The sequence below is a fragment of the Sphingopyxis sp. BE235 genome (assembly GCF_031457175.1).
GTDB lineage: Bacteria > Pseudomonadota > Alphaproteobacteria > Sphingomonadales > Sphingomonadaceae > Sphingopyxis.
This window is the reverse complement of the sequence record NZ_JAVDWC010000001.1, coordinates 758373-777420: the sequence shown is the minus strand read 5'-3', so window position 1 is coordinate 777420 and position 19048 is coordinate 758373. Positions and strand designations below refer to the sequence as shown.

The window sequence follows — 19048 nt, the reverse complement described above, 5'->3', positions numbered from 1 at the left end:
TAAAGCGCTGGACGGATCGTCGCCCCAACCGTTATAGGCGAATAATACAGTGGAGGGCGATATGCGCGAAGACAGACAAGTTGCAAGCGAACGCCTCGTCACCCTCGACGCGCTGCGCGGCTTCGCCGTGATGGGCATTTTGGCGATGAACATCGCCGCCTTTGCGATGCCCGAAATGGCCTATGTTTCGCCCAAGGCCTATGGCGGCGAAACCGGGGCCGACATCGCCGCCTGGGCGCTCGGCTTCCTCCTCTTCGACGGCAAGATGCGCGGGCTGTTCTCGATCCTGTTCGGCGCGAGCATGCTCCTGATCGTCGACCGCGCGGCGGCGTCGGGACAGGATCCGGGCTCGGTCCATTACCGCCGGATGGCGTGGCTCGCGGTCTTCGGTCTCTGCCATTATTTCTTCCTCTGGTGGGGCGACATCCTGTTCCTTTATGCCGCCGTCGGCTGCGTCGCCTTCCGCTTCCGCGCGTGGGAACCGCGCCGGCTGATCAAATGGGCGCTGGGCATCTTCACCCTCGGTGTCGTCCTGACGTCGCTCTTCTTCGGCGCGCAGCTTGCGGTCGGAAATGCCGCCGACAACCCCGCGTCGTCGATGGCCGAGGCGGGGCGCGAGGTTCGCGCCGAATATGCCAAGATCGACGGCGAGGTGACCGAGGAACTCACGCTCTATCGTGGCCCCTATCTTCCGATCCTCAACTCACGGCTCGATACCGCGATCAATCCGTTCGTCGGCGTGCTGATGACGATATGGGAGACGCTGCCGCTGATGATGCTCGGCATGGCGCTGTTCCGCAACGGCTTCCTGACGGGGGCATGGGCGGCGGCCGACTACCGGCGGATCGCGCTGCGCTGGCTGCCTCCCGGCGTGCTGCTGACATTGCTCGTCGGCTGGCTCCAGTGGCGCGCGGGCTTCGACTATCTCGTCGCGGTCAATGCCTTCATGGCGTGGGCGGGGCCGGGACGACTGATGATGACCATCGCCTATGCCGCGCTGCTCGTGCTGCTGATCCGGCGCGCTGCTGCCAGCGCCTGGATAACCCGCGTCGCGGCAGCGGGCCGCGCGGCCTTTTCCAACTATCTCGGCACCAGCATCGTGATGACGACGATCTTCTATGGCTATGGGATCGGCCTGTTCGGCGACGTCGGCCGCTGGACGCTCTATCTCTTCTGCGCCGGCATGTGGGCGGTCATGCTACTCTGGTCGAAGCCGTGGCTCGACCGCTATCGCTATGGCCCGCTCGAATGGCTGTGGCGCAGCCTCGCGCGCGGGTCGCTGCAACCGATGCGTCAGTAGCCGACCGCGCGGCCAAAACCCGTCGGACGGCGCTGGACGAGTGGGTTCGCTTCGCGTTCGAGCGCGCCGAGCGTCTCCTCGAACAGCCGGCGCAGTTCGACGACGCGCGGCAGATATTCTTCGGGGCTGGTCTGGCTTTCGACGCAATGGCGCGCGAAGACTTCGATATCCTCGGCGAGCGCGCCGAGTTTCTCGCCGCCGAACTGCCGCGCTTCGCTTTTCAGCGTGTGCGCGGGCATGACGAGGCCGCGGGCATCGCGCGCGCGCATTGCCTCTTCGATCGCGGCAACCGATTTGGTGCCGTCTTCGCGAAAATAGCCGAGAATCCGTACGAACGCGGCGCCCAACTGGGTGCGCGTCGCGCGAAACTCATCCCAATCGACCAGGATTTCGTCCAATGCTTTAGTCCCTTGGTGTTCAAATTCGGCCGTGGTCCCAACCGGTCCATGCCGAGGTTGGGTAAAAAAGACGTTACGGTGTCAGGGGTGCTGCGAAGAAAGTCGCCCCGTTTTGGGTCAGCGGCGGACGCGCCAACGTCCTTCGTCAGCGGACGCATCGGTCTCGACCGACCAGCCATGCTCGCCCGCAAGCGCCGCAACCTCGCGCCCCGCCTGCGGATCGTCGGCGATCAGCAGCACGTCGGACGCATCGCGCATCGCGCGCGCGAGCCTGAGCGCGGGCCAGGGGCAGCGCATTCCGCGGGCATCGACGACCAGCGCGCCCAATGTCTTAGGCGTCGTCATTCATCATAGGGATTGCGCGAATTGCGGAAGTTGAGGCGCACTGGAACGCCCTGGAACCCCAGTTCCTTGCGCATGCCATTGACCAGATAGCGCGTGTAGCTTCCGGGCAAGCTATCGGTCCGGGTGCCGAAAACGACGAACGTCGGCGGCCGGGTGCGCGCCTGCGTGATATAGCGGAGCTTGATCCGCTTGCCGCCGGGTGCCGGCGGCGGGTTGTTTTCGACCGCATTTTCGAACCAGCGGTTGAGTTTCGCGGTCGAGACGCGGTTGGTCCAGATCGCGCGCTGTTCGAACGCAACGCGAACCAGCGTGTCGATGCCCTTGCCCGTCGCGCCCGAAATGCTGAGAACCGGAACGCCCTTGACCTGGCTGAGCCCGTCTTCGAGCGCGGTTCGCACGCCGTTGAACAACGACGACGGGTCTTCGGCGACATCCCATTTATTGAGCGCGACGATCAGCGCGCGGCCTTCCTGCAACACCCGGTCGGCGATGTGCAGATCCTGCGACTCAAGGCCTTTGGTGGCGTCGAGCAGCAGGACGACGACCTCGGCGAAATCGACCGCGTGGAGCGCGTCGGCGACCGAGAGCTTCTCGAGCTTTTCGACCACCTTGGCGCGCTTTCGCATGCCCGCGGTGTCGAACAGCTGGATCTCGTGGACCTCGCCGTCTTTCTCCCACTGCCAGTCGACGCGGATCGAATCGCGCGTGATCCCGGCTTCGGGCCCGGTGATCAGGCGGTCCTCGCCAATCATGCGGTTGATCAGCGTCGACTTGCCCGCATTGGGGCGGCCGACGATCGCGAGCTTCAGCGGACCGAGCGGCGCGTCTTCATCCTCTTCGTCGCCTTCGACCCGCGGGGGCACCGCTTCGAACGCGGCGGCGTCAAATGCATCGACGATCGGGCGCAGCGCGTCGAACAGATCGACGACGCCTTCGCCATGCTCGGCGCTGAGCGCGATCGGATTGTCGAAGCCGAGCGAATAGCTCTCCATCAAGCCGTTTTCGCCCTGTTTCCCCTCGGCCTTGTTGACGACGAGGATGATCGGCGTGTCCTCGCTACGCAGCCAGCGCGCGATTTCCTCGTCGAGCGGGGTCACGCCGGCGCGGCCGTCGATCATGAACAGCGCCGCATCGGCCTCGCGCACCGCCTTTTCGGTCTGCACGCGCATGCGGCCGGGCAAGGTCGCGGCGTCATAATCCTCGAAACCCGCGGTATCGACGATGCGAAAATCGAGGCCGAGCAGATGCCCGTCACCCTCGCGGCGGTCGCGCGTCACCCCGGGCTGGTCGTCGACGAGCGCAAGGCGCTTGCCGACCAGCCGGTTGAACAGCGTCGATTTGCCGACATTGGGCCGGCCGACAATGGCAATCGTCGCGAATCGCGACATGAGACTTATCCCTATTACACCGGGCCGCCCCGGCCCGGACGCTGTATCAGCGCCAGGCCGTGATCTGCCCGTCGTCCGCGAGGACGTACAAAATATTGTTCGCAACCACGGGGGCCTGCGACAGCGGCGATTTGAATTCGGTCGTACCGAGGAGCGAGCCGTCGGTCGGCGAGAATTCCGACAAGACGCCCTCGCTGTTGACCGCGATCAGACGGCCGCCGGCGAGAATCGGTCCGGTCCAGCGGATCGGGTCCTTCTTCTTCTTTTCGGTTTCGACGCGGAAGCGTGCGAGCTGTTGCAGCCAGCGCACCTTGCCGTTCGCGCGCGCGACGGCCAGCAGTTTGGCGTCGTCGGTCATCGCATAGACCCATTCGCCGACGACATAAGGCGTCGAGATGCCGGCGATCGAGATTTCCCAGCTGCGCTGGCCGGTGACGAGTTCATAGCTCGCCATACGGCCACCCTGCCCGAGCGCGAAGACGCGGCCGCGATCGACGACCGGATCGGCGTCGACGTCGGTGAGCGTCGACACCGACAGCGCCATCGAGGTGCGCGCGAGCGCGTCTTCCCACAGGTCGCGGCCGTTTTCGTAACGATAGGCCTGGACCTCGCCCGACGAGAAGCCGGCGACGATCGTCCCCTGCCCCGCCGCGGGCGAGGCGGCACCGAACACGCTGCCCGCCTCTGCCGATGCGGTGGCCTGCCACTGCACCGCACCATCGGCGGCGTTGAGCGCGAAAATCTGGTTGTCCTGGCTGATGACATAGACACCGCCAAAGGCAATCGTCGGCGCGCCGCGCAGCGGGCCCGCGGGCTTCACCTTCCAGATCACCGATCCGTCGGCGACGTTCAGCGCCGCGACGTCACCGACGCCGCTGGTCGCATAAACGACATTGCCGTCGACCCCGGCGCCGCCGCCGAACAGCGACGCCTTGAAATCCTTGCCGGTACTGCCGATCGGCACGCTCCACAATTTCGCGCCGGTGTCGGCGGCGAAGGCGGTGACCACGGCGTCGGTATCGACGACGAACAGGCGGTTGTCGGCGATCACCGGCGAGGCGGCGATCCGCTGCTTGTTGGTGCTGCCCGCGATATTGGCTTCCCACAGCTTCGTCCGCGTCGCGGCGAGCGCCGGATGGCCCATCGATTTCGATGCGTTGCCGCCCGACTGCGCCCAGGCGGCGTTGACCGCCGGTTCGGGCAGCACGACCGCGATCGACGCGGTGGCCGGATCGACCTTGACGCTGTTGTCGTTCGACAGGATCGAGACGCGGTCACCGACCGTCGGGGTCTTTGGCGGACCGTCGCCCTTCAGCACCCCACATGCCGTCAGCGGCAGCGCGAGCAGCGCCGCATAAATTCCGAAACGCGCTTTCCGCATATTAATTGGCTTCCTCAGTCTTTGCGGCTGCAGCGGCCTTTGGCGCGGCATTGCCTTTCTGGTCCCCGGCGGCGGCGGCTTGCGCCGCGCCCTTGTTTTCGGCTGCGGCGCTTTCGTCCGCCCGGTCCGCGACCGCATCGACGCCGAGCATCCCCGCCATCTGCACCGAGCGCGATTGCAGCGATTTGGCCACATTGGGCAGTTTGGCGATGCGGCCATACAGCGCGCCGGCCTGGTCGAACTGGCCCAGCTGGTAATGCGCGGTCGCCGACAGTTCGGCGGCACTCGCGAACCAGCTCGACGCCGGATCCTTCGCATCGACCATCGGCTTCATCCGCGCGATCACCACTTCGGGCTTCAGCGTGTCATATTCGAACGCCGTCTGGCGGATCAGCGCGAGATCGCGCAGCGCCTGGTCGAGCTTCGTATCGGCGGCGACTTTCGCCATCAGGGCGGCGGCGGCCTTCAGATCGCCGGTCTGCGCCTTGATGTTCGCTTGCTGCATCTGCGCGACCGCGCGATAGGCGGGATCGCCTTCGGCGGCGAGCTTCTGCAGATCGGTCGCCGCGGCGCGCGGCTGGTTGGTGCCGAGCTTTTCGAACGCCGCGATCAATTCTTCGGCCTGCTCGCCGCGCGCGGCATCCTGCTGGTGGCTCCAGAAGAGATAGCCGCCGAACGCCAGCAGGGCGGCGATGACGCCGCCGATGATCCAGCGGCCATAGCGCTGCATGATCGTATCGAGCCGGTCCTTGCGGACGGCTTCGTCGACTTCCTGCAACAGCGCGGCATCATTCGTCGGGCTCAGCGCCAATCAAACCTCCATATACTCGTCATGGCTCTGGGCACGCGTCCCGCCGGTCGCTTCCTTAGCGACAGCACGGAAAAAGGCCAAGCGTTTCACTTTGCGCGGATCGCCGAGCCTTCAACCTGCGTAGGTCTGATCCTCGGTCGGGAATGAACGGGACCTGACTTCGTCGGCATAGTCCTTGACCGCGCCTTCGACGACGCTCGCCATATTTCCATAGCGCTTCACGAACTTGGGAACGCGTTCGAACATGCCGAGCATGTCGTCGGTGACGAGCACCTGGCCATCGCACTCTGCCGAAGCGCCGATACCGATCGTCGGGCAATCGACCTTGTTCGTGATCTCGATCGCGATCGATTCGAGCACGCCTTCGATCACGATCGAAAAGGCGCCGGCCTGTGCGACGGCAATCGCGTCTTCGACGATCGAGCGCGCTTCTTCCTCGCTCTTGCCTCGTACGCCATAGCCGCCAAGGATGTTCACCGCCTGCGGGGTCAGTCCGACATGACCCATCACCGGAATGCCGCGCTGGGTTAGGAATTCGATCGTCGGGGCCAGCACCTTGCCGCCCTCGACCTTCACCGCCGCCGCGCCGGTTTCCTTGAGCAGCCGCGCGGCATTGTCGAACGCCTGCTGCGGGCTGCCTTCATAGCTGCCGAACGGCATGTCGACGATTACCGCGGCGTGATAGCTGCCGCGCACGACGGCGGCGCCGTGCAGCGCCATCATGTCCATCGTCACCCCGACGGTGTGCGGCAGGCCGTAGATCACCTGCGCGAGCGAATCGCCGACGAGCAGCATGTCGCAATGCGGGTCGAGCAGCTGCGCCATGCGGACGGTATAGGCCGTGAGCATCACGAGCGGTTCGCCGCCCTTGCGCTGGCGAATGCGCGGTACGGTGAGGCGTTTCATCGGCTGCGGCGTCGGATTGGCGCGGCTGGTCGATGTGTCGAAGGTGAGCGTTTTCGGGAGCGTGGACATGGGGCGGGGGTCTAGCCCCTCGTGGGCCCGAGCGAAAGGTCGAAGAGCAGCAATGGTAATCCTGCTTGACTCCATGTTATATATTTTTAACATAAAGTCAGACAGAACGAACATTGGAGATTCGCAGGATGGCGTTTCGCGAAAAAATCGACTGGCTGAGCTTTGCGGTGATCCTGCTCGGCTTTTCAGCCTATTTCTGGATTTTCCCTTATGGTGTCGGCGACCGCGAGGGCATGGCGGCACAGGCGGGATTGCTGATCGCGCTGGCGATCATCTTCACGATCGTCATGACGACTGCGGCGACGCTGTTTGCGGTGATGCGACCCCGGGATGCAAATGCCCCCGCCGACGAGCGCGACCGCAATATCACGCGGCACGCCAGCGGCTTCGCTTATTATGTCCTGATCGCCGGGCTTGCCGGCTGTTTCGCGCTCGCGCACATCACGCGCGACCTGGTGCTGGTGCTCAACGCCGTTCTGGCGGCCGCCGTGGTCGCCGAACTCGTCCGGCTGGGACTGCAGATCCGTTTCTATCGGACCGGCGCATGAGGATTGGCAACGCTCGGACAGCCCATCGTCGAGGCCCGCATGGCTAGGCCGCCTTTCACCAACGACATTCGCACGCTCCGCTTCCTCGCCGACGAAATGACGCAGGGCGAGCTTGGCGACCGTGTCGGCGTGACCCGGCAGACGATCGCGGCGATTGAGCAGGGCAAATATTCGCCGTCGCTCGAGGTCGCGTTCCGGATCGCGCACGTTTTCGACAAGCCGCTCGAGGTCGTATTCCAGTGGGATGACGCCCGCGATTGAGACAGCGCGGCCGCGCGGGCCCGGACCGATGCCCCTCCCCGGTCGTGTCGGGCCGGGCCTTAGGCCGCGCTGAGCGCCGCGAGCTGCTCGTCGCTGAGGCGAAGGTCGAGGCTGCCCATCAGCTCGTCCAGCTGCTCCACCGACGTCGCGCTGGCGATCGGCGCGGTCACGCCCGGTTGCGCGGCAACCCATGCGAGGGCGATCTGCGACAGGGTGGCGCCCGTTTCCGCCGCGATGCGGTCCATCGCGGCCAGCACCGCCGGCCCCTTGCCGCCCAGATAGGGTTTGACGCGCGCGCCCCGCGGACTTTTGCCAAGGTCGTCGGCACTGCGATATTTGCCCGACAAATAGCCCGAGGCGAGGCTGAAATAGGTGACGACCCCCAGCCCCTCGTCGATGCAAAGCTGTTGCAGCGCGCCTTCATATTGGTCGCGGTCGAGCAGGTTGAGTTCGGGCTGCATCGCGGTGAAGCGCGGCAGACCCCTTTCGTCCGCCACCCGCAGCGCCTCGGCCAAACGGTCGGCCGAATAGTTCGACGCCCCGATCGCGCGCACGATCCCGGCGTCGACCAGCTCGGCAAAGGCGCCGAGCACTTCGTCGAGCGGCACGTCGGGATCGTCCTTGTGCGCGAAATAGAGGTCGATGACGTCGGTGCCGAGCCGGTCGAGCGAACCTTGCACGGCCTCGCGAATGCGGTCAGGCTTCAGCCCGCCGGGCATCATCCCGACCTTGGTCGCGATCAGCACGCTGTCCCGCGCGCCCCTTTCTTTCAGCCACGCGCCCATCATGCTTTCGGATTCGCCGCCCTTGTGGCCGGGAACCCACGCCGAATAGACGTCGGCGGTGTCGATCATCCCGCCACCAAGCAGGGCGAAGCGGTCGAGAACGGCAAAACTCGCATCGCGCCCCGCGGTCATGCCAAAGACATTGCCGCCGAGGACGAAGGGCCGGATCGACAGGCCGCTCTGGCCCAAGGCTCTTTCGGTCATTGTCCGCTTTCCTTCCTTACCGTCGCCACCGCTTCGCGCGGATTGTCGCTGAACAGGCCATCGATACCGGTCTTCAGATAAGCGGCGATTTCACCCGCGAGATCACCATGTCCGGCCGGATTGACCCCGCCCTTGTCGTCCAGCGGCAGGAAATAATTTTCGCGGCGGAACGTCCACGGATGGACCTTGAGCCCCGCGGCATGCGCATCGCGCACGAGGTCGGTGGGTTTGCCGAGCCGGCCGAGCGCGCCGCGCGGGATCACCATCGCCTTGTTGGGGCCGATGCCGTCGGCATAAGCGGCGATCATTTTCAGCCCCGCGGGCGACGTCATGGCAGCATAGCTGGTGCCCGGCCGGTCGGCGGGTCCGCCCTCGCCATCCATCAGCTGGATCAGCGGCAGGTCGCTCCTGGCGCGCAGGTCCATCAGATTGCCGACCTCGAAGCTCTGGATGAACACCGGCGCGGTGCGGCCGCGATAACCGAAGCGATCGAGCACCGCGAGCAACGGTGCCTCGTGCGGCAGGCCGATCAACACGAAATAGCTCGGGTGCTTGGTTTCGGGATAGACGCCGACAGGCTTCTTCCGGTCCTTGTTGACCTCGGCGAGCAGGGTCAGAATTTCCTCGAAGGTCGGGATTTCGAACTGCCCGTCATATTCGGTGCTGCGCAGCTTCGGCAGCCTTTCGCGCGCGCGCAGCGTCTTGAGTTCGGCCAGTGTGAAATCTTCGGTGAACCAGCCGCTGACCTCCTGCCCGTCGATCGTTTTCGTCGCCTTGCGGGCAGCAAATTCGGGATGTGCGGCGACGTCGGTCGTTTCCGAAATCTCATTCTCATGCCGCGCGACAAGCACGCCGTCCTTGGTCAGCACCAGGTCGGGCTCGATATAATCGGCACCAAGGTCGATCGCGAGCTTGTAACCCGCCAGCGTATGTTCGGGGCGTTCGCCCGACGCGCCGCGATGCGCGATCACGATCGGCGGCTGGCCATCGAGCGTCGGCTGCGCGGTCACGGCATCAGCCCCGCAACCGGCGAGCAGCATGAAGGCCAGTAGCGCCGCGAGCGACCGGATCATGCCGCAAAACGCGCCTGCCAGTCATCGGCCGAAAAGCCGACGCTGATATTGCCCGCGGCCTCGACGACCGGGCGGCGGATCATCGCCGGCTGGTCGAGCATCAATGCCTTGGCGGCCGCAGCGTCGAGACCTTCCTTCTCGGCATCGGGCAGCTTGCGAAAGGTCGTCCCGGCCTTGTTGAGCAATTTTTCCCAACCGAGCGCGTCGATCCAGTCCTGCAGCCGCGCGGCGTCGAGCCCATCCTTGCGCACGTCGTGAAAGCGATAGGCAACGCCCTGCTCGTCGAGCCAGCGCCGCGCCTTCTTCACCGTGTCGCAGTTCGAAATGCCATAGAGAATCATCGTCATGGACCGAGGACTTAGCAGGCGCCGGTTGCAGTTTCGAGGCCGGGAAAGGTCGGACTCCAGAAAAGGTTGGGCTCAAGAAATTACCGACCGCTCGGCGATGCGCGTGTTCGCGCTCGCCAACTTGCCGCGAAGCGCGCGCGCAAAACCCTCGTGGAGCGCGCCCGCGATCCCGGGATTGGCCGCCAGATAGGCGCGCAGCGCCGCGGCGGGAACGAACCACAACCGGGCGTTACTGCCAAGCGTCACCGTCCCGGTCGCATGCGCGCCATCGAGCACCGTCGCTTCGCCGATCAGCGCGCCGTCCGAGAGCCTCCCGATCTCGGCGCCGTCGCGCAGGATCGCAACTTGTCCCTCGGCCAGATAGAAGAGGCTGGGTGCCGCCTGATTCTCGCGGATCAGCACCTCGCCGCGCTTTGCCGAAATCCAGTGCCCCTGATCGATCAGATCGCGCGCGGCCGCGGTGCCCAGGCCGGAAAAATGCTGGCGCCGCAATTCCTCTTCTTCAGGCGAAAACAACACCTTCGTGCCGCGCAGCCACAGCCGCGCCAAAATGCCGATGTTGACGACGAGGATTGCGAGCACGAGCAGGCTGGAACCGACGTCGGGCCCGCGAAACAAGGTCAAGGGCAAAGCCACCAACGCCGCCGCGGCAAGGCCGATGCGGACATAGTCGATCCGCACGACAAAACTTGTCGCCAACAGGAGCAGCAGCGCCCCATAGAGGAACCATGCGGAATCGAAACTCATAGCCAATCGCTTCGCATCGAGACCCAGGCCCGGGTCACGGGTGTATAACGTTGTCGATAGCCAAAAGCCTTGGTCGCGCGAGGCTAATCGCATTTCCGCAGCGTGTAATAAACTACCAGTTTTGGTCTCTCAAGAAAAGCATAGGTGCGCAGATGTCACGATAATGCTAATTTTCGGGTTTGATCGTGCCGGAAACATTGCTTCCGCGCGGCATAGGCGCCATGTGGCGCTCGATTCGAACGCGAAAAGATTAGGCAGATGACAAAAAACTGGCAACCGCATAGCTGGCGCTCGCACGAAGCCCGCCAGCTTCCCACCTATCGCGACGCCGATGCGCTGGCCGCCGCCGAGCGCGAGCTCAGCAATTATCCGCCGCTGGTGTTTGCCGGCGAGGCGCGCGACCTGACCGCCGACCTGGCCCGCGTGGCCGAGGGCAAGGCGTTCCTGTTGCAGGGTGGCGATTGCGCCGAAAGCTTTGCCGAATTCCATCCGAACAACATCCGCGACACTTTCCGCGTGCTGCTCCAGATGGCGGTCGTGCTGACCTTCGCGTCGAAGATGCCCGTCGTAAAGCTCGGCCGGATGGCGGGCCAGTTCGCCAAGCCGCGCTCGGCCGACCTGGAAGATATCGATGGCGTGTCGCTGCCGAGCTATCGCGGCGATATCATCAACGACATCGCGTTCGAGGAAGCGGGCCGCGAGCCCGACCCGCAGCGCATGGTCAAGGCGTATAACCAGTCGGCGGCGACGCTGAACCTGCTGCGCGCCTTCGCGAACGGCGGTTATGCGAACCTGCATCAGGTCAACGCCTGGACGCACGACTTCATGGACCGCAGCCCGTGGGCGAAGAAATATCAGGAGACCGCGGCGCGGATTTCCGAAGCGCTCGCCTTCATGGAAGCATGCGGCGTGACCCCCGAAACGGTGCCGCAGATCAAGGGCACCAGCTTCTACACCAGCCACGAGGCGCTGCTGCTGCCCTATGAGCAGGCGCTGACGCGGCAGGACAGCCTGACCGGCGGCTGGTACGACACCTCGGGCCACTTCCTGTGGGTCGGCGACCGCACCCGCTTCGAGGGCTCGGCGCACATCGAATATCTGCGCGGGATCGGCAATCCGGTCGGCATGAAATGCGGCCCGAGCCTCGAGCCCGACGTGCTGCTGCGCCTGCTCGACACGCTCAACCCGAACCATGTCGCGGGCCGCATGACGCTGATCACGCGTTACGGCCACGACAAGATCGAAGCGCATCTGCCCAAGCTGGTGCGCGCGGTGAAGGAATCGGGCCATCCGGTCGTCTGGTCGTGCGACCCGATGCACGGCAATGTCATCAAGACGCCCAACGGCTACAAGACGCGCCCGTTCGAGCGCATCCTCGCCGAAGTGCGCGGCTTCTTCGCCGTGCACCGCGCCGAGGGCACGCATGGCGGCGGCATCCATATCGAGATGACCGGCCAGAATGTCACCGAATGCACCGGCGGCGCGATGGACGTGACCCAGATGGATCTCGCCGACCGCTACCACACGCATTGTGATCCGCGGCTCAACGCGGGGCAGAGCCTCGAACTCGCGTTCCTGCTCGCCGAAATGCTCAATCAGGAAATGGCCGACCGCGCCAAGCAGGCGGCCTGATCATTAGCGTCGCCCCCGCGAAAGCGGGGGGCGCTGGCAGCCTTGCGCTACGCCGATAGCGGCCCCCGCTTTCGCGGGGGGCGACGTCTATTCTTTCTATTATTTGCCCGGCCAGCGCTTGGTATCGGCGAACGCCCGGCCGATCGCGACATGCAGATCGGCGTCCTCAGCGGCGCCGCCGAGCGGGATCTTGTCGGAGAAATTGTCGGCGGCGCTGTGATAATCGCTGCCGAGGAAGGCTTCGAGCAGCTTCATGTCCGAGAAGCTGCCCCCGACCATCAGCGACGTCACGCCCTTGGCGCCGAGCGCCCAGCCGTCCTGCCGCTGGATGAAGGCGTCGGCCTCACCATCCTCGTCAAGCCTGCGGCCGAGCTTCTTCGCCGCCTCGCGCACCACGGCGTCATAGGCGGGCTTGCCGCGTCCGATCGTCGCGACCGGCGTGCCGCGCGGCGAAATCGCGATCGTGTCGATGTTGAGCGCGACGGTGATATCCGACAGCGGCACGACCGGATGATCGGCGAAATAATGCGCGCCGAGCAGGCCCTTTTCTTCGGCCGTCGTCGCCATGAAATAGATATCGCGGTCGGAACGCGTGCCCGAGCCCAGCCGCTTGGCGACCTCGATCAGCACCGCAATGCCGCTCGCATTGTCGACCGCGCCGTTGCAGATGCGATCGGCAGCGCCTTCGGGCTCGCAAATGCCGAGATGGTCCCAGTGGCCGAGGAACAGGATCGCCTTGCCGTCGGGCCTGGCGCCGGGAAGCTTGGCGATGATATTGTTGCTGGCGAAGGAACGCGCGGTCGATTTCGCCGTGATGTCGGCGGTCACGGGCAGGACCGCGCCCTTGTAATCGGGCGATTTCGCGGCTTCGCGGAGCGCGCCGCCATCCTGCCCCGCCTTTTTGAGCAGCGCATCGGCCGCCTCGAGCGACAGGAAGCCGCTGACCGGCGCGCCCGGCTTGGCGCCCGCAAGGCGCATCGACTTGGCGCCGGCGCTTTCGCGGAGCTGCGCCCACGGCACCGCGTCGGTGGCGATCACCAGCACGGCGCTCGCGCCGGCATCGGCGAGCATCTGGCGCCGTTCGCGATAGCGCGGCAGCTTGTCACCGAAGGGGACATTGTCGAACAGCATGATCGCGAGCTTGCCCTTGACGTCGGCATTGACCTTGCCCGCGCCGTCGACGCCATAGCCGACGAAGACGGCGGGAAGATCGGCGAACGAGGCCGACGCGTCGCGGCTGCTCAGGATGATGCCGTCATCCTCCAGCGCGAAGTCGCGGCCATTGACCTTGAACTTTGCGCTGCCGCCGAGCGCCTGCGTTTCGACGAAAGGCACCGGCTGGAGCCAGGGCGTTGCGCTGCCCGGAACGGCTTCGAGCCCCGCCTTCGCCCATTCGCCGACGATATAGGCGATCGTGCGATCCTCGCCCTCGGTTCCCGGGGCGCGGCCTTCGAACGCATCGCTCGCCAGCACCTTGATATGATCGGCGAGCTGGGCCTCGGTGATCGGCGCGTCGCCCTTGGCGGGCGCCGCCGAAGCGGCGGGAGCGATGGCAAGAAGGGCGATGGCCGCGACGGCGGCGTGGAAACGGGTGGTTTTCATGGCGCCGCCGCATGGCATTTCCGCCGCGCTCCGGCAAGGCGCGTTCGTCGAAAGACGAACGGCGTCAGGTGGCTCTCCCCGCGCGTTCGAGCAGCGCCCGCGCCGCCGCGACATGCATATCCTCGATCATCCGCCCGTCGTGACGCTGGGCCCCGCCCGTCGCCGCCGCGACGAGCGCCTCGGCGGCCGCGACCTCACGTTCGGACGGGGCAAAGGCGGTGTTGCACGGATCGACCTGCGCCGGGTGGATCAACGTCTTGCCATCGAAACCGAGCCGTTGTCCTTCGGCCGCCTCGGCCGCGAAGCCCTCGGCATCGTCGATCGCATTATAGACGCCGTCGAAACCCCAGACGCCGCCCGCGCGCGCAGCGAGGACGATCGCCTGGATCGCATGGCTCATCGCCCCGCGATCCATCCCGTCGGGCAGTTTGAGCTCGTGCGCGAGGTCGTTGAGCCCGGCGATCAAGCCGCTGACTGCCGGATCGGCGGCGATGTCGCGCGCGGCATAGATCGCCGCCGGCGTCTCGATCATCGCGAAGACCGGCAGACCGAGGCCGCGCAGCGGGTCGAGATCAGACGGAGCATCGACTTTCGGCAGCACCAGCGCGTCGAGCTTCAGCCCGGCAATCGCGGCGATGTCGGCCGCCTGTTCGGCCGCTCCCGTCGCATTCACGCGCACCGCCACGCGCTTGCCCGGAAAGCCTGCCGCGACCGCCGCGCGCATCGCGGCGCGCGCTTCGTGCTTGCGGTCGGCGGGCACCGCATCCTCGAGGTCGATGATCAGCATGTCGGCGGCGAGCCCGCCCGCCTTTTCGAGCGCGCGCGCGTTCGATCCGGGGACATAGAGCAGGGAGCGCGGCGGATAGTCACTTGGCGTCATATGCTTTTCTGTGGCGCAGCCGGACCATTGCCGCAATAAGGAAGGCGGTTGAAGACGGAAATTGCTGAGGGGGTATTCGATGTATTTCGCACTTGCACTGGTAGTTCTGGCACTGGTGTTCCTGATCTGGGCGCTGACCCCGGTCCGGCAGGGCTTTGCCTATACGATCGAACGCTTCGGCCGCTACACGCACACCGCGCAGCCGGGACTGAACTTCATCATGCCGATCTTCGACCGCGTCGGTCGCAAGGTGAACATGATGGAGCAGGTGCTCGACATTCCCGGCCAGGAAATCATCACCAAGGACAATGCGATGGTCGCGGTCGACGGCGTCGTCTTTTTCCAGGTGCTCGATGCGGCGCGGGCCGCTTATGAGGTCAGCGACCTGTATCTGGCGATCATGAACCTGACGACCACGAACCTGCGTACCGTGATGGGGTCGATGGACCTCGACGAAACGCTGTCGAAGCGTGACCATATCAATGCGCGACTGCTGGTCGTGGTCGACGAGGCGACGTCGCCGTGGGGGGTCAAGATCACCCGCGTCGAGATCAAGGACATCCGCCCGCCCGCCGACATTTCGAACGCGATGGCGCGGCAGATGAAGGCGGAGCGCGAAAAGCGCGCCAACATCCTCGAAGCCGAAGGCATGCGGGCGTCGGAAATCCTGCGCGCCGAGGGCGAGAAGCAGGGTCAGATCCTGCAGGCCGAGGGCCGCCGCGAAGCCGCGTTCCGCGACGCGGAGGCGCGCGAACGCGAGGCCGAGGCCGAAGCCAAGGCGACGCAGATGGTGTCCGACGCGATCGCGGGCGGCAACGCGCAGGCGATCAATTATTTCATCGCGCAGAAATATGTCGAGGCGGTGAGCCAGTTCGCAACGAGCCCGAACGCGAAGACGATCCTGTTCCCGGTCGAGGCGACGCAGCTGATCGGCACATTGGGCGGGATCGGCGAGCTCGCGCGCGACGCGCTCGAACGCAAGGAAGCCTGACATGCCCGACTGGCTGACCAACATGGAACCGCATTGGGCGTGGCTGTCGCTCGGCGTGCTGCTCGCCGCGGCCGAGATCGTCGCGCCGGGGTTCTTCCTGATCTGGTTGGGTGCCGCCGCGATCGTCACGGGCGCGATCGCGTGGATCGTCCCGCTGACCATTCCCGTACAGCTCGGCGTTTTTGCCGTGCTGTCGTTCATCGCACTCTATGGCGCGCGCCGCTGGCTGAAAGCGAACCCGATCACGTCGGCCGACCCGCATCTCAACCAGCGCGGCGGCCGCCTGATCGGTGAAGTGCTGACGGTGACCCAGGCGATCGAGGACGGGCGCGGCCGCGCGAAGGTCGGCGACGGCGAATGGCCGGTGCGCGGTCCCGATGTGGCCGAAGGTGCGAAGGTTCGCGTCGTCAGCGCCGATGGAAACGTGCTGGTGGTCGAGGCGGTTTAGCCGCCCTTCGGACGCGAATAGATCGCGACGACATGCCCCAATGCGTCGCTTTCGCCGATGCGGCGAAAGCCGAGCTTCGCCGACACGCGTTCCGACGCGTCGTTACCGAGGTCGATGATGCAGCGCACTTCCTTGGCGTCGAGGTTCGCGTCGGCCCAGCCGAGCGCCGCGGTCATCGCTTCGGTCGCATAGCCGGCGCCCCAATGATCGGCATCGAACGCCCAGCCCGCCTCGGGCATTCCTTCGAGTTCGGGCATGCCGCGGCAGAAATAGCTTAAGCCGCCCATGCCGACGAGCGCATCGCTCGAGCGGTCGGCGAAGACCCAATAACCGAAGCCCATCACCGGCCACAGTCCGGCGGAGCTCAGGAACTTCCCCCAGCTCACGTCGGGCGCGCGCGGTTCGCCGCCGATGAAGCGCGTGACGCGTTCGTCGGCCCACATCTCGATATGGACGTCCTTGTCGGACAGGCGCCCCGGGCGCAGGCGCAAGCGTTCGGTTTTAATGACGGGAGGTGCGATAAATCTGGGTTCGGTCGACATGGGCGCGGGTGTGCCCAAGCCGGCGCGGGCGGTCAATCGGGGATCAGATAATGGTCGAACAGGTCGTGCAGCACCGCCGTGCCGTCGACCTGCAGCTTCGCGCGCATCACCGCGAGCGTGTCGACGCGCGCCAGCACATCGACATGGCGAAGCACGCCATGATATTGCGGCCGGTCCTGAAAATCGTGGAACAGAAAGACGCAGTCGGGTTTGCAGTGGATGATCGCCTGCAACAGGCACGCGACCCGAAAGCGCCCGTCGATCAACACCGCATCGGGGCTGCCCTGCACGTTGCGCCATATATCGGTGTGATAATGCGGCCAGTCGCGGATCCGGCTTTCATCCGCCGGATAGCCTCATTCGCCGACGGGGCCGATGTCGACGTGAAAGGGTGTGAATTCGACGACTTCGCGCCTGACGTCGGCCTGGACCTTGGCCAGCCAGGCGGGATCGCTGTCGACGCTGACGATCCGCCGCACTTGCCGCGCCGCCACCACCGTGCTGCCGCCGCAACCGAATTCGAGCAAGGATGAACGCCCCGCAAGCTGCAGCTCGAACTGCGTGACTTCGGCCGCGGTCATATGTGGCTGCATTGGTCCCTCCACGCATGAAGGGATATGAGACCGCATCGGCGGCGTCCAGCGGCTTTGACGTCACCTCTCCGCGGATGAGGCGGCCCAGAAGCAGGGAGAGAGAACCGCTCTGGACCGCCGCAACCGCGGAGAAGGGCGATCAGGCGGCGGCGGCGGCCAATTCGGGTTTCGACGAATGCGCCGGCATGATCGCATCGGCATAGTCGCTTTCATATTTCCCGATCAGCGCGCGATCGTCGTGGTTCCACGGGTGGAAGCCGGGCATGAAATAGGAAAGCCAGGGGAAGAAGCTCTTGCGCAGCACCCCGGGCGTCCCGAGCAGATACCACCAGATGCGCGCGGTGACGCGCCAGCCGGTCAGGCCGTCCTGACGCAGCAGAGCCTTCATCCCCTTCACGCGCTTCGGCCAGAAACGCGTGGTGACGAGGATCATCATCAGCGACTTGGCGCGCCAGCGCCGGAAGCGGCTCCAGTCCTTCGTCGCGTGGAGCCATGTGTCGTAGGCGACGCCCTTATGCTCGATTTCCTCGATCGCGTGCCATTTCCACAGCGCGGCCCATTCGGGCTCGGCGCCGGCGTACATCTTGTCCTCGCGCAGCATCACCGCCGCCATCATCGCGGTATAATGTTCGAGCGCGATCGTCGCCATCAGGTTGACGATCTGCGGGCGCGTCTTGATGAGATCGAGAACCTGGTTCACGTCATCCTCAAGCTCCGAAAGATCGTATCCCGCTTCCGCCGCCTTTTTGTTAAAGACGACATGTTCGCGGCTGTGGATCACTTCCTGCTGCGTGAAGGCGCGGATTTCGCGCGCCAGCTTGTCGGGCACACCGTCGCGGTGCGCCTTCACCGCCTCGATGAACATCGCCTCGCCGCGCGGAAAGGTCACCGACAATGCGGTGTGGAACGCCGACGCGATCGGGTCGCCGTTCAGCCACCAGCGGCCCTGTTTGTCGTCGCGGCCAAAGCGCATATCGCGCGGGGTGATCGAAAGATCGGCGGGCGTCGGCGACTGGGAAAGGCTGGACATATGGCTCATACCGTCGAAAAGGGGAGACGGGCCAGCAATAGGGTTTACTTACACATATGTCAATAGTGAAGAAGCGTTTGAGTCCCGAGGAAAGCCGTTCGGCGGCGCTCGAGGCTGCGCGTCAGATTCTGGTCGAAACGGGACCGGCGGCGGTGACGCTGAAGGCCGTGGCGGCGCGCATCGACCGCACGCACGCGAACCTGCTCCACCATTTCGGCAGCGCCGCAGGGCTGCAAAAGGCGCTCGCCGCCTATCAGGCCGAAACGGTGTGCGCGACGATCGGCCGGAAGATGGCCGAATCGCCGCCGGGCGAACGCAATGTGCGCGAAATCGTCGATCTCGCCTTCGATGCCTTTAACGAGGGCGGCGCGGGCGCGCTCGCGACATGGATGGCGGCGACGGGCAATGACGATGCGCTCGATCCGATCGTCGATGCGATCCACAAGCTGATCGACGGCATGTCGCCCGACGCGCATGAAAAGCGGCTGATGCACGAAGACACGCTCGCGCTGGTACTGATGGCGCTCGGCGACGCGCAGCTCGGCGGACCGATGGCCGAGGCGCTCGACCTGCCGCGCGACACCTCGCGCGTACTAGCGACCGAACTCATCACCGGACGGATCGCCAAATTCTGGGTCGAGCATGGCGGGAAGCCGCAGGGCTAAGCCGCTGGCAATTTTGTTGCGCGCGCGCTAAGGGGCCGCATCCCCGATCCCCGTTCGCATCGAGCGAAGTCGAGATGCCCCTCGGCTTGGCGCCATGCTGCC

23 protein-coding genes are annotated in these 19048 nt (G+C 65.4%); 7 read left to right on the top strand and 16 right to left on the bottom strand.

Going from position 1 to position 19048, the window contains the following annotated elements:
- Window positions 1–61: 61 nt before the first annotated feature.
- On the top strand, window positions 62–1300 hold the full coding sequence (locus tag J2X38_RS03780; RefSeq protein ID WP_310251477.1) for a DUF418 domain-containing protein: 1239 nt from the start codon (window positions 62–64) through the stop codon (window positions 1298–1300).
- Here J2X38_RS03780 and J2X38_RS03775 read toward each other — a convergent pair.
- From J2X38_RS03775 to panB, 6 genes are all read right to left on the bottom strand, one after another.
- Window positions 1294–1698: an Hpt domain-containing protein gene (locus J2X38_RS03775; RefSeq protein ID WP_197411390.1), complete on the bottom strand. Its 405-nt coding sequence runs from the start codon at window positions 1696–1698 to the stop codon at window positions 1294–1296. The genes J2X38_RS03780 and J2X38_RS03775 overlap by 7 nt on opposite strands.
- Before the next feature lie 117 nt (window positions 1699–1815).
- Window positions 1816–2043 (bottom strand): sulfurtransferase TusA family protein, encoded by a 228-nt coding sequence (locus tag J2X38_RS03770; protein ID WP_310251474.1) that lies wholly within the window; start codon window positions 2041–2043, stop codon window positions 1816–1818.
- Window positions 2040–3431: a ribosome biogenesis GTPase Der gene (der, locus tag J2X38_RS03765; RefSeq protein WP_058536891.1), complete on the bottom strand. Its 1392-nt coding sequence runs from the start codon at window positions 3429–3431 to the stop codon at window positions 2040–2042. The genes J2X38_RS03770 and der overlap by 4 nt, the downstream gene beginning before the upstream one ends.
- Window positions 3432–3477: 46 nt before the next feature.
- The gene (locus J2X38_RS03760; protein WP_058536892.1) at window positions 3478–4812 is read right to left on the bottom strand and encodes a PQQ-binding-like beta-propeller repeat protein; all 1335 of its coding nucleotides are present in this window, start codon (window positions 4810–4812) and stop codon (window positions 3478–3480) included.
- A 1-nt stretch (window position 4813) separates the two neighbouring features.
- Entirely contained in the window at window positions 4814–5623 is an 810-nt protein-coding gene (locus J2X38_RS03755; protein WP_058536893.1) for a tetratricopeptide repeat protein, read from the bottom strand.
- Between the two features lie 111 nt (window positions 5624–5734).
- Window positions 5735–6598, bottom strand: a complete 864-nt coding sequence (gene panB, locus J2X38_RS03750) for a 3-methyl-2-oxobutanoate hydroxymethyltransferase (RefSeq protein ID WP_058536894.1) — start codon at window positions 6596–6598, stop codon at window positions 5735–5737.
- A 128-nt stretch (window positions 6599–6726) separates the two neighbouring features.
- On the opposite strand from panB, the gene J2X38_RS03745 reads away from it, so the two are divergent.
- Both J2X38_RS03745 and J2X38_RS03740 read left to right on the top strand, forming a co-directional pair.
- Entirely contained in the window at window positions 6727–7146 is a 420-nt protein-coding gene (locus J2X38_RS03745; RefSeq protein WP_310251470.1) for a hypothetical protein, read from the top strand.
- Window positions 7147–7185: 39 nt separating this feature from the next.
- Complete coding sequence (locus tag J2X38_RS03740) at window positions 7186–7407, top strand: helix-turn-helix transcriptional regulator (protein WP_310251468.1); 222 nt, start codon at window positions 7186–7188, stop codon at window positions 7405–7407.
- A 59-nt stretch (window positions 7408–7466) separates the two neighbouring features.
- On the opposite strand, the gene J2X38_RS03735 is transcribed toward J2X38_RS03740, so the two are convergent.
- The 4 genes from J2X38_RS03735 to J2X38_RS03720 form a co-directional block, all read right to left on the bottom strand.
- Window positions 7467–8396: an aldo/keto reductase gene (locus J2X38_RS03735; protein ID WP_310251466.1), complete on the bottom strand. Its 930-nt coding sequence runs from the start codon at window positions 8394–8396 to the stop codon at window positions 7467–7469.
- A complete protein-coding gene (locus J2X38_RS03730) occupies window positions 8393–9469 on the bottom strand; it encodes a glycerophosphodiester phosphodiesterase (protein WP_310251464.1) in 1077 nt (358 codons plus the stop codon). The genes J2X38_RS03735 and J2X38_RS03730 overlap by 4 nt, the downstream gene beginning before the upstream one ends.
- Window positions 9466–9816 carry an ArsC family reductase gene (locus J2X38_RS03725; RefSeq protein WP_310251462.1) on the bottom strand — a complete coding sequence of 117 codons (351 nt, stop codon included), beginning with the start codon at window positions 9814–9816 and terminating at the stop codon, window positions 9466–9468. Before J2X38_RS03725 ends, J2X38_RS03730 begins: the two co-directional genes overlap by 4 nt.
- A 72-nt stretch (window positions 9817–9888) precedes the next feature.
- Complete coding sequence (locus J2X38_RS03720) at window positions 9889–10563, bottom strand: cyclic nucleotide-binding domain-containing protein (protein ID WP_310251460.1); 675 nt, start codon at window positions 10561–10563, stop codon at window positions 9889–9891.
- Window positions 10564–10821: 258 nt separating this feature from the next.
- Here J2X38_RS03720 and J2X38_RS03715 point away from each other — a divergent pair, with 258 nt between their 5' ends.
- Window positions 10822–12195 (top strand): class II 3-deoxy-7-phosphoheptulonate synthase, encoded by a 1374-nt coding sequence (locus J2X38_RS03715; protein ID WP_310251458.1) that lies wholly within the window; start codon window positions 10822–10824, stop codon window positions 12193–12195.
- 99 nt (window positions 12196–12294) lie between these two features.
- Here J2X38_RS03715 and J2X38_RS03710 read toward each other — a convergent pair whose 3' ends face one another.
- On the bottom strand, window positions 12295–13797 hold the full coding sequence (locus J2X38_RS03710; RefSeq protein ID WP_310251456.1) for a M28 family peptidase: 1503 nt from the start codon (window positions 13795–13797) through the stop codon (window positions 12295–12297).
- Between the two features lie 64 nt (window positions 13798–13861).
- On the bottom strand, window positions 13862–14677 hold the full coding sequence (locus tag J2X38_RS03705; protein ID WP_310251454.1) for a CoA ester lyase: 816 nt from the start codon (window positions 14675–14677) through the stop codon (window positions 13862–13864).
- Between the two features lie 79 nt (window positions 14678–14756).
- On the opposite strand from J2X38_RS03705, the gene J2X38_RS03700 reads away from it, so the two are divergent.
- Window positions 14757–15668, top strand: coding sequence for an SPFH domain-containing protein (locus J2X38_RS03700; protein ID WP_058536902.1), 912 nt, complete (start codon window positions 14757–14759; stop codon window positions 15666–15668).
- Window position 15669: 1 nt separating this feature from the next.
- On the top strand, window positions 15670–16116 hold the full coding sequence (locus tag J2X38_RS03695) for an NfeD family protein (RefSeq protein WP_310251451.1): 447 nt from the start codon (window positions 15670–15672) through the stop codon (window positions 16114–16116).
- Here the strand turns inward: J2X38_RS03695 and J2X38_RS03690 are convergent.
- The 4 genes from J2X38_RS03690 to J2X38_RS03675 form a co-directional block, all read right to left on the bottom strand.
- Complete coding sequence (locus tag J2X38_RS03690; RefSeq protein WP_310251450.1) at window positions 16113–16607, bottom strand: GNAT family N-acetyltransferase; 495 nt, start codon at window positions 16605–16607, stop codon at window positions 16113–16115. The genes J2X38_RS03695 and J2X38_RS03690 overlap by 4 nt on opposite strands.
- An 83-nt stretch (window positions 16608–16690) precedes the next feature.
- Complete coding sequence (locus tag J2X38_RS03685) at window positions 16691–16948, bottom strand: hypothetical protein (RefSeq protein WP_310251448.1); 258 nt, start codon at window positions 16946–16948, stop codon at window positions 16691–16693.
- A gap of 66 nt (window positions 16949–17014) precedes the next feature.
- Entirely contained in the window at window positions 17015–17239 is a 225-nt protein-coding gene (locus J2X38_RS03680) for a hypothetical protein (protein ID WP_310251447.1), read from the bottom strand.
- A gap of 151 nt (window positions 17240–17390) precedes the next feature.
- Window positions 17391–18281: a metal-dependent hydrolase gene (locus tag J2X38_RS03675; protein ID WP_310251445.1), complete on the bottom strand. Its 891-nt coding sequence runs from the start codon at window positions 18279–18281 to the stop codon at window positions 17391–17393.
- A gap of 56 nt (window positions 18282–18337) precedes the next feature.
- Between J2X38_RS03675 and J2X38_RS03670 the strand changes: the two genes are divergently transcribed.
- Entirely contained in the window at window positions 18338–18946 is a 609-nt protein-coding gene (locus J2X38_RS03670) for a TetR/AcrR family transcriptional regulator (protein WP_058536906.1), read from the top strand.
- Window positions 18947–19048 lie beyond the last annotated feature (102 nt).

Excerpts from the sequence above, each read along its gene's own strand:
- J2X38_RS03780 (WP_310251477.1), top strand. The coding sequence starts at position 62 with ATGCGCGAAGACAGACAAGTTGCAAGCGAACGCCTCGTCACCCTCGAC.
- J2X38_RS03770 (WP_310251474.1), bottom strand. The coding sequence starts at position 2,043 with ATGACGACGCCTAAGACATTGGGCGCGCTGGTCGTCGATGCCCGCGGA.
- der (WP_058536891.1), bottom strand. The coding sequence starts at position 3,431 with ATGTCGCGATTCGCGACGATTGCCATTGTCGGCCGGCCCAATGTCGGC.
- J2X38_RS03760 (WP_058536892.1), bottom strand. The coding sequence starts at position 4,812 with ATGCGGAAAGCGCGTTTCGGAATTTATGCGGCGCTGCTCGCGCTGCCG.
- panB (WP_058536894.1), bottom strand. The coding sequence starts at position 6,598 with ATGTCCACGCTCCCGAAAACGCTCACCTTCGACACATCGACCAGCCGC.
- J2X38_RS03745 (WP_310251470.1), top strand. The coding sequence starts at position 6,727 with ATGGCGTTTCGCGAAAAAATCGACTGGCTGAGCTTTGCGGTGATCCTG.
- J2X38_RS03740 (WP_310251468.1), top strand. The coding sequence starts at position 7,186 with ATGGCTAGGCCGCCTTTCACCAACGACATTCGCACGCTCCGCTTCCTC.
- J2X38_RS03735 (WP_310251466.1), bottom strand. The coding sequence starts at position 8,396 with ATGACCGAAAGAGCCTTGGGCCAGAGCGGCCTGTCGATCCGGCCCTTC.
- J2X38_RS03730 (WP_310251464.1), bottom strand. The coding sequence starts at position 9,469 with ATGATCCGGTCGCTCGCGGCGCTACTGGCCTTCATGCTGCTCGCCGGT.
- J2X38_RS03725 (WP_310251462.1), bottom strand. The coding sequence starts at position 9,816 with ATGACGATGATTCTCTATGGCATTTCGAACTGCGACACGGTGAAGAAG.
- J2X38_RS03720 (WP_310251460.1), bottom strand. The coding sequence starts at position 10,563 with ATGAGTTTCGATTCCGCATGGTTCCTCTATGGGGCGCTGCTGCTCCTG.
- J2X38_RS03715 (WP_310251458.1), top strand. The coding sequence starts at position 10,822 with ATGACAAAAAACTGGCAACCGCATAGCTGGCGCTCGCACGAAGCCCGC.
- J2X38_RS03710 (WP_310251456.1), bottom strand. The coding sequence starts at position 13,797 with ATGAAAACCACCCGTTTCCACGCCGCCGTCGCGGCCATCGCCCTTCTT.
- J2X38_RS03705 (WP_310251454.1), bottom strand. The coding sequence starts at position 14,677 with ATGACGCCAAGTGACTATCCGCCGCGCTCCCTGCTCTATGTCCCCGGA.
- J2X38_RS03700 (WP_058536902.1), top strand. The coding sequence starts at position 14,757 with ATGTATTTCGCACTTGCACTGGTAGTTCTGGCACTGGTGTTCCTGATC.
- J2X38_RS03695 (WP_310251451.1), top strand. The coding sequence starts at position 15,670 with ATGCCCGACTGGCTGACCAACATGGAACCGCATTGGGCGTGGCTGTCG.
- J2X38_RS03680 (WP_310251447.1), bottom strand. The coding sequence starts at position 17,239 with ATGACCGCGGCCGAAGTCACGCAGTTCGAGCTGCAGCTTGCGGGGCGT.
- J2X38_RS03675 (WP_310251445.1), bottom strand. The coding sequence starts at position 18,281 with ATGTCCAGCCTTTCCCAGTCGCCGACGCCCGCCGATCTTTCGATCACC.
- J2X38_RS03670 (WP_058536906.1), top strand. The coding sequence starts at position 18,338 with ATGTCAATAGTGAAGAAGCGTTTGAGTCCCGAGGAAAGCCGTTCGGCG.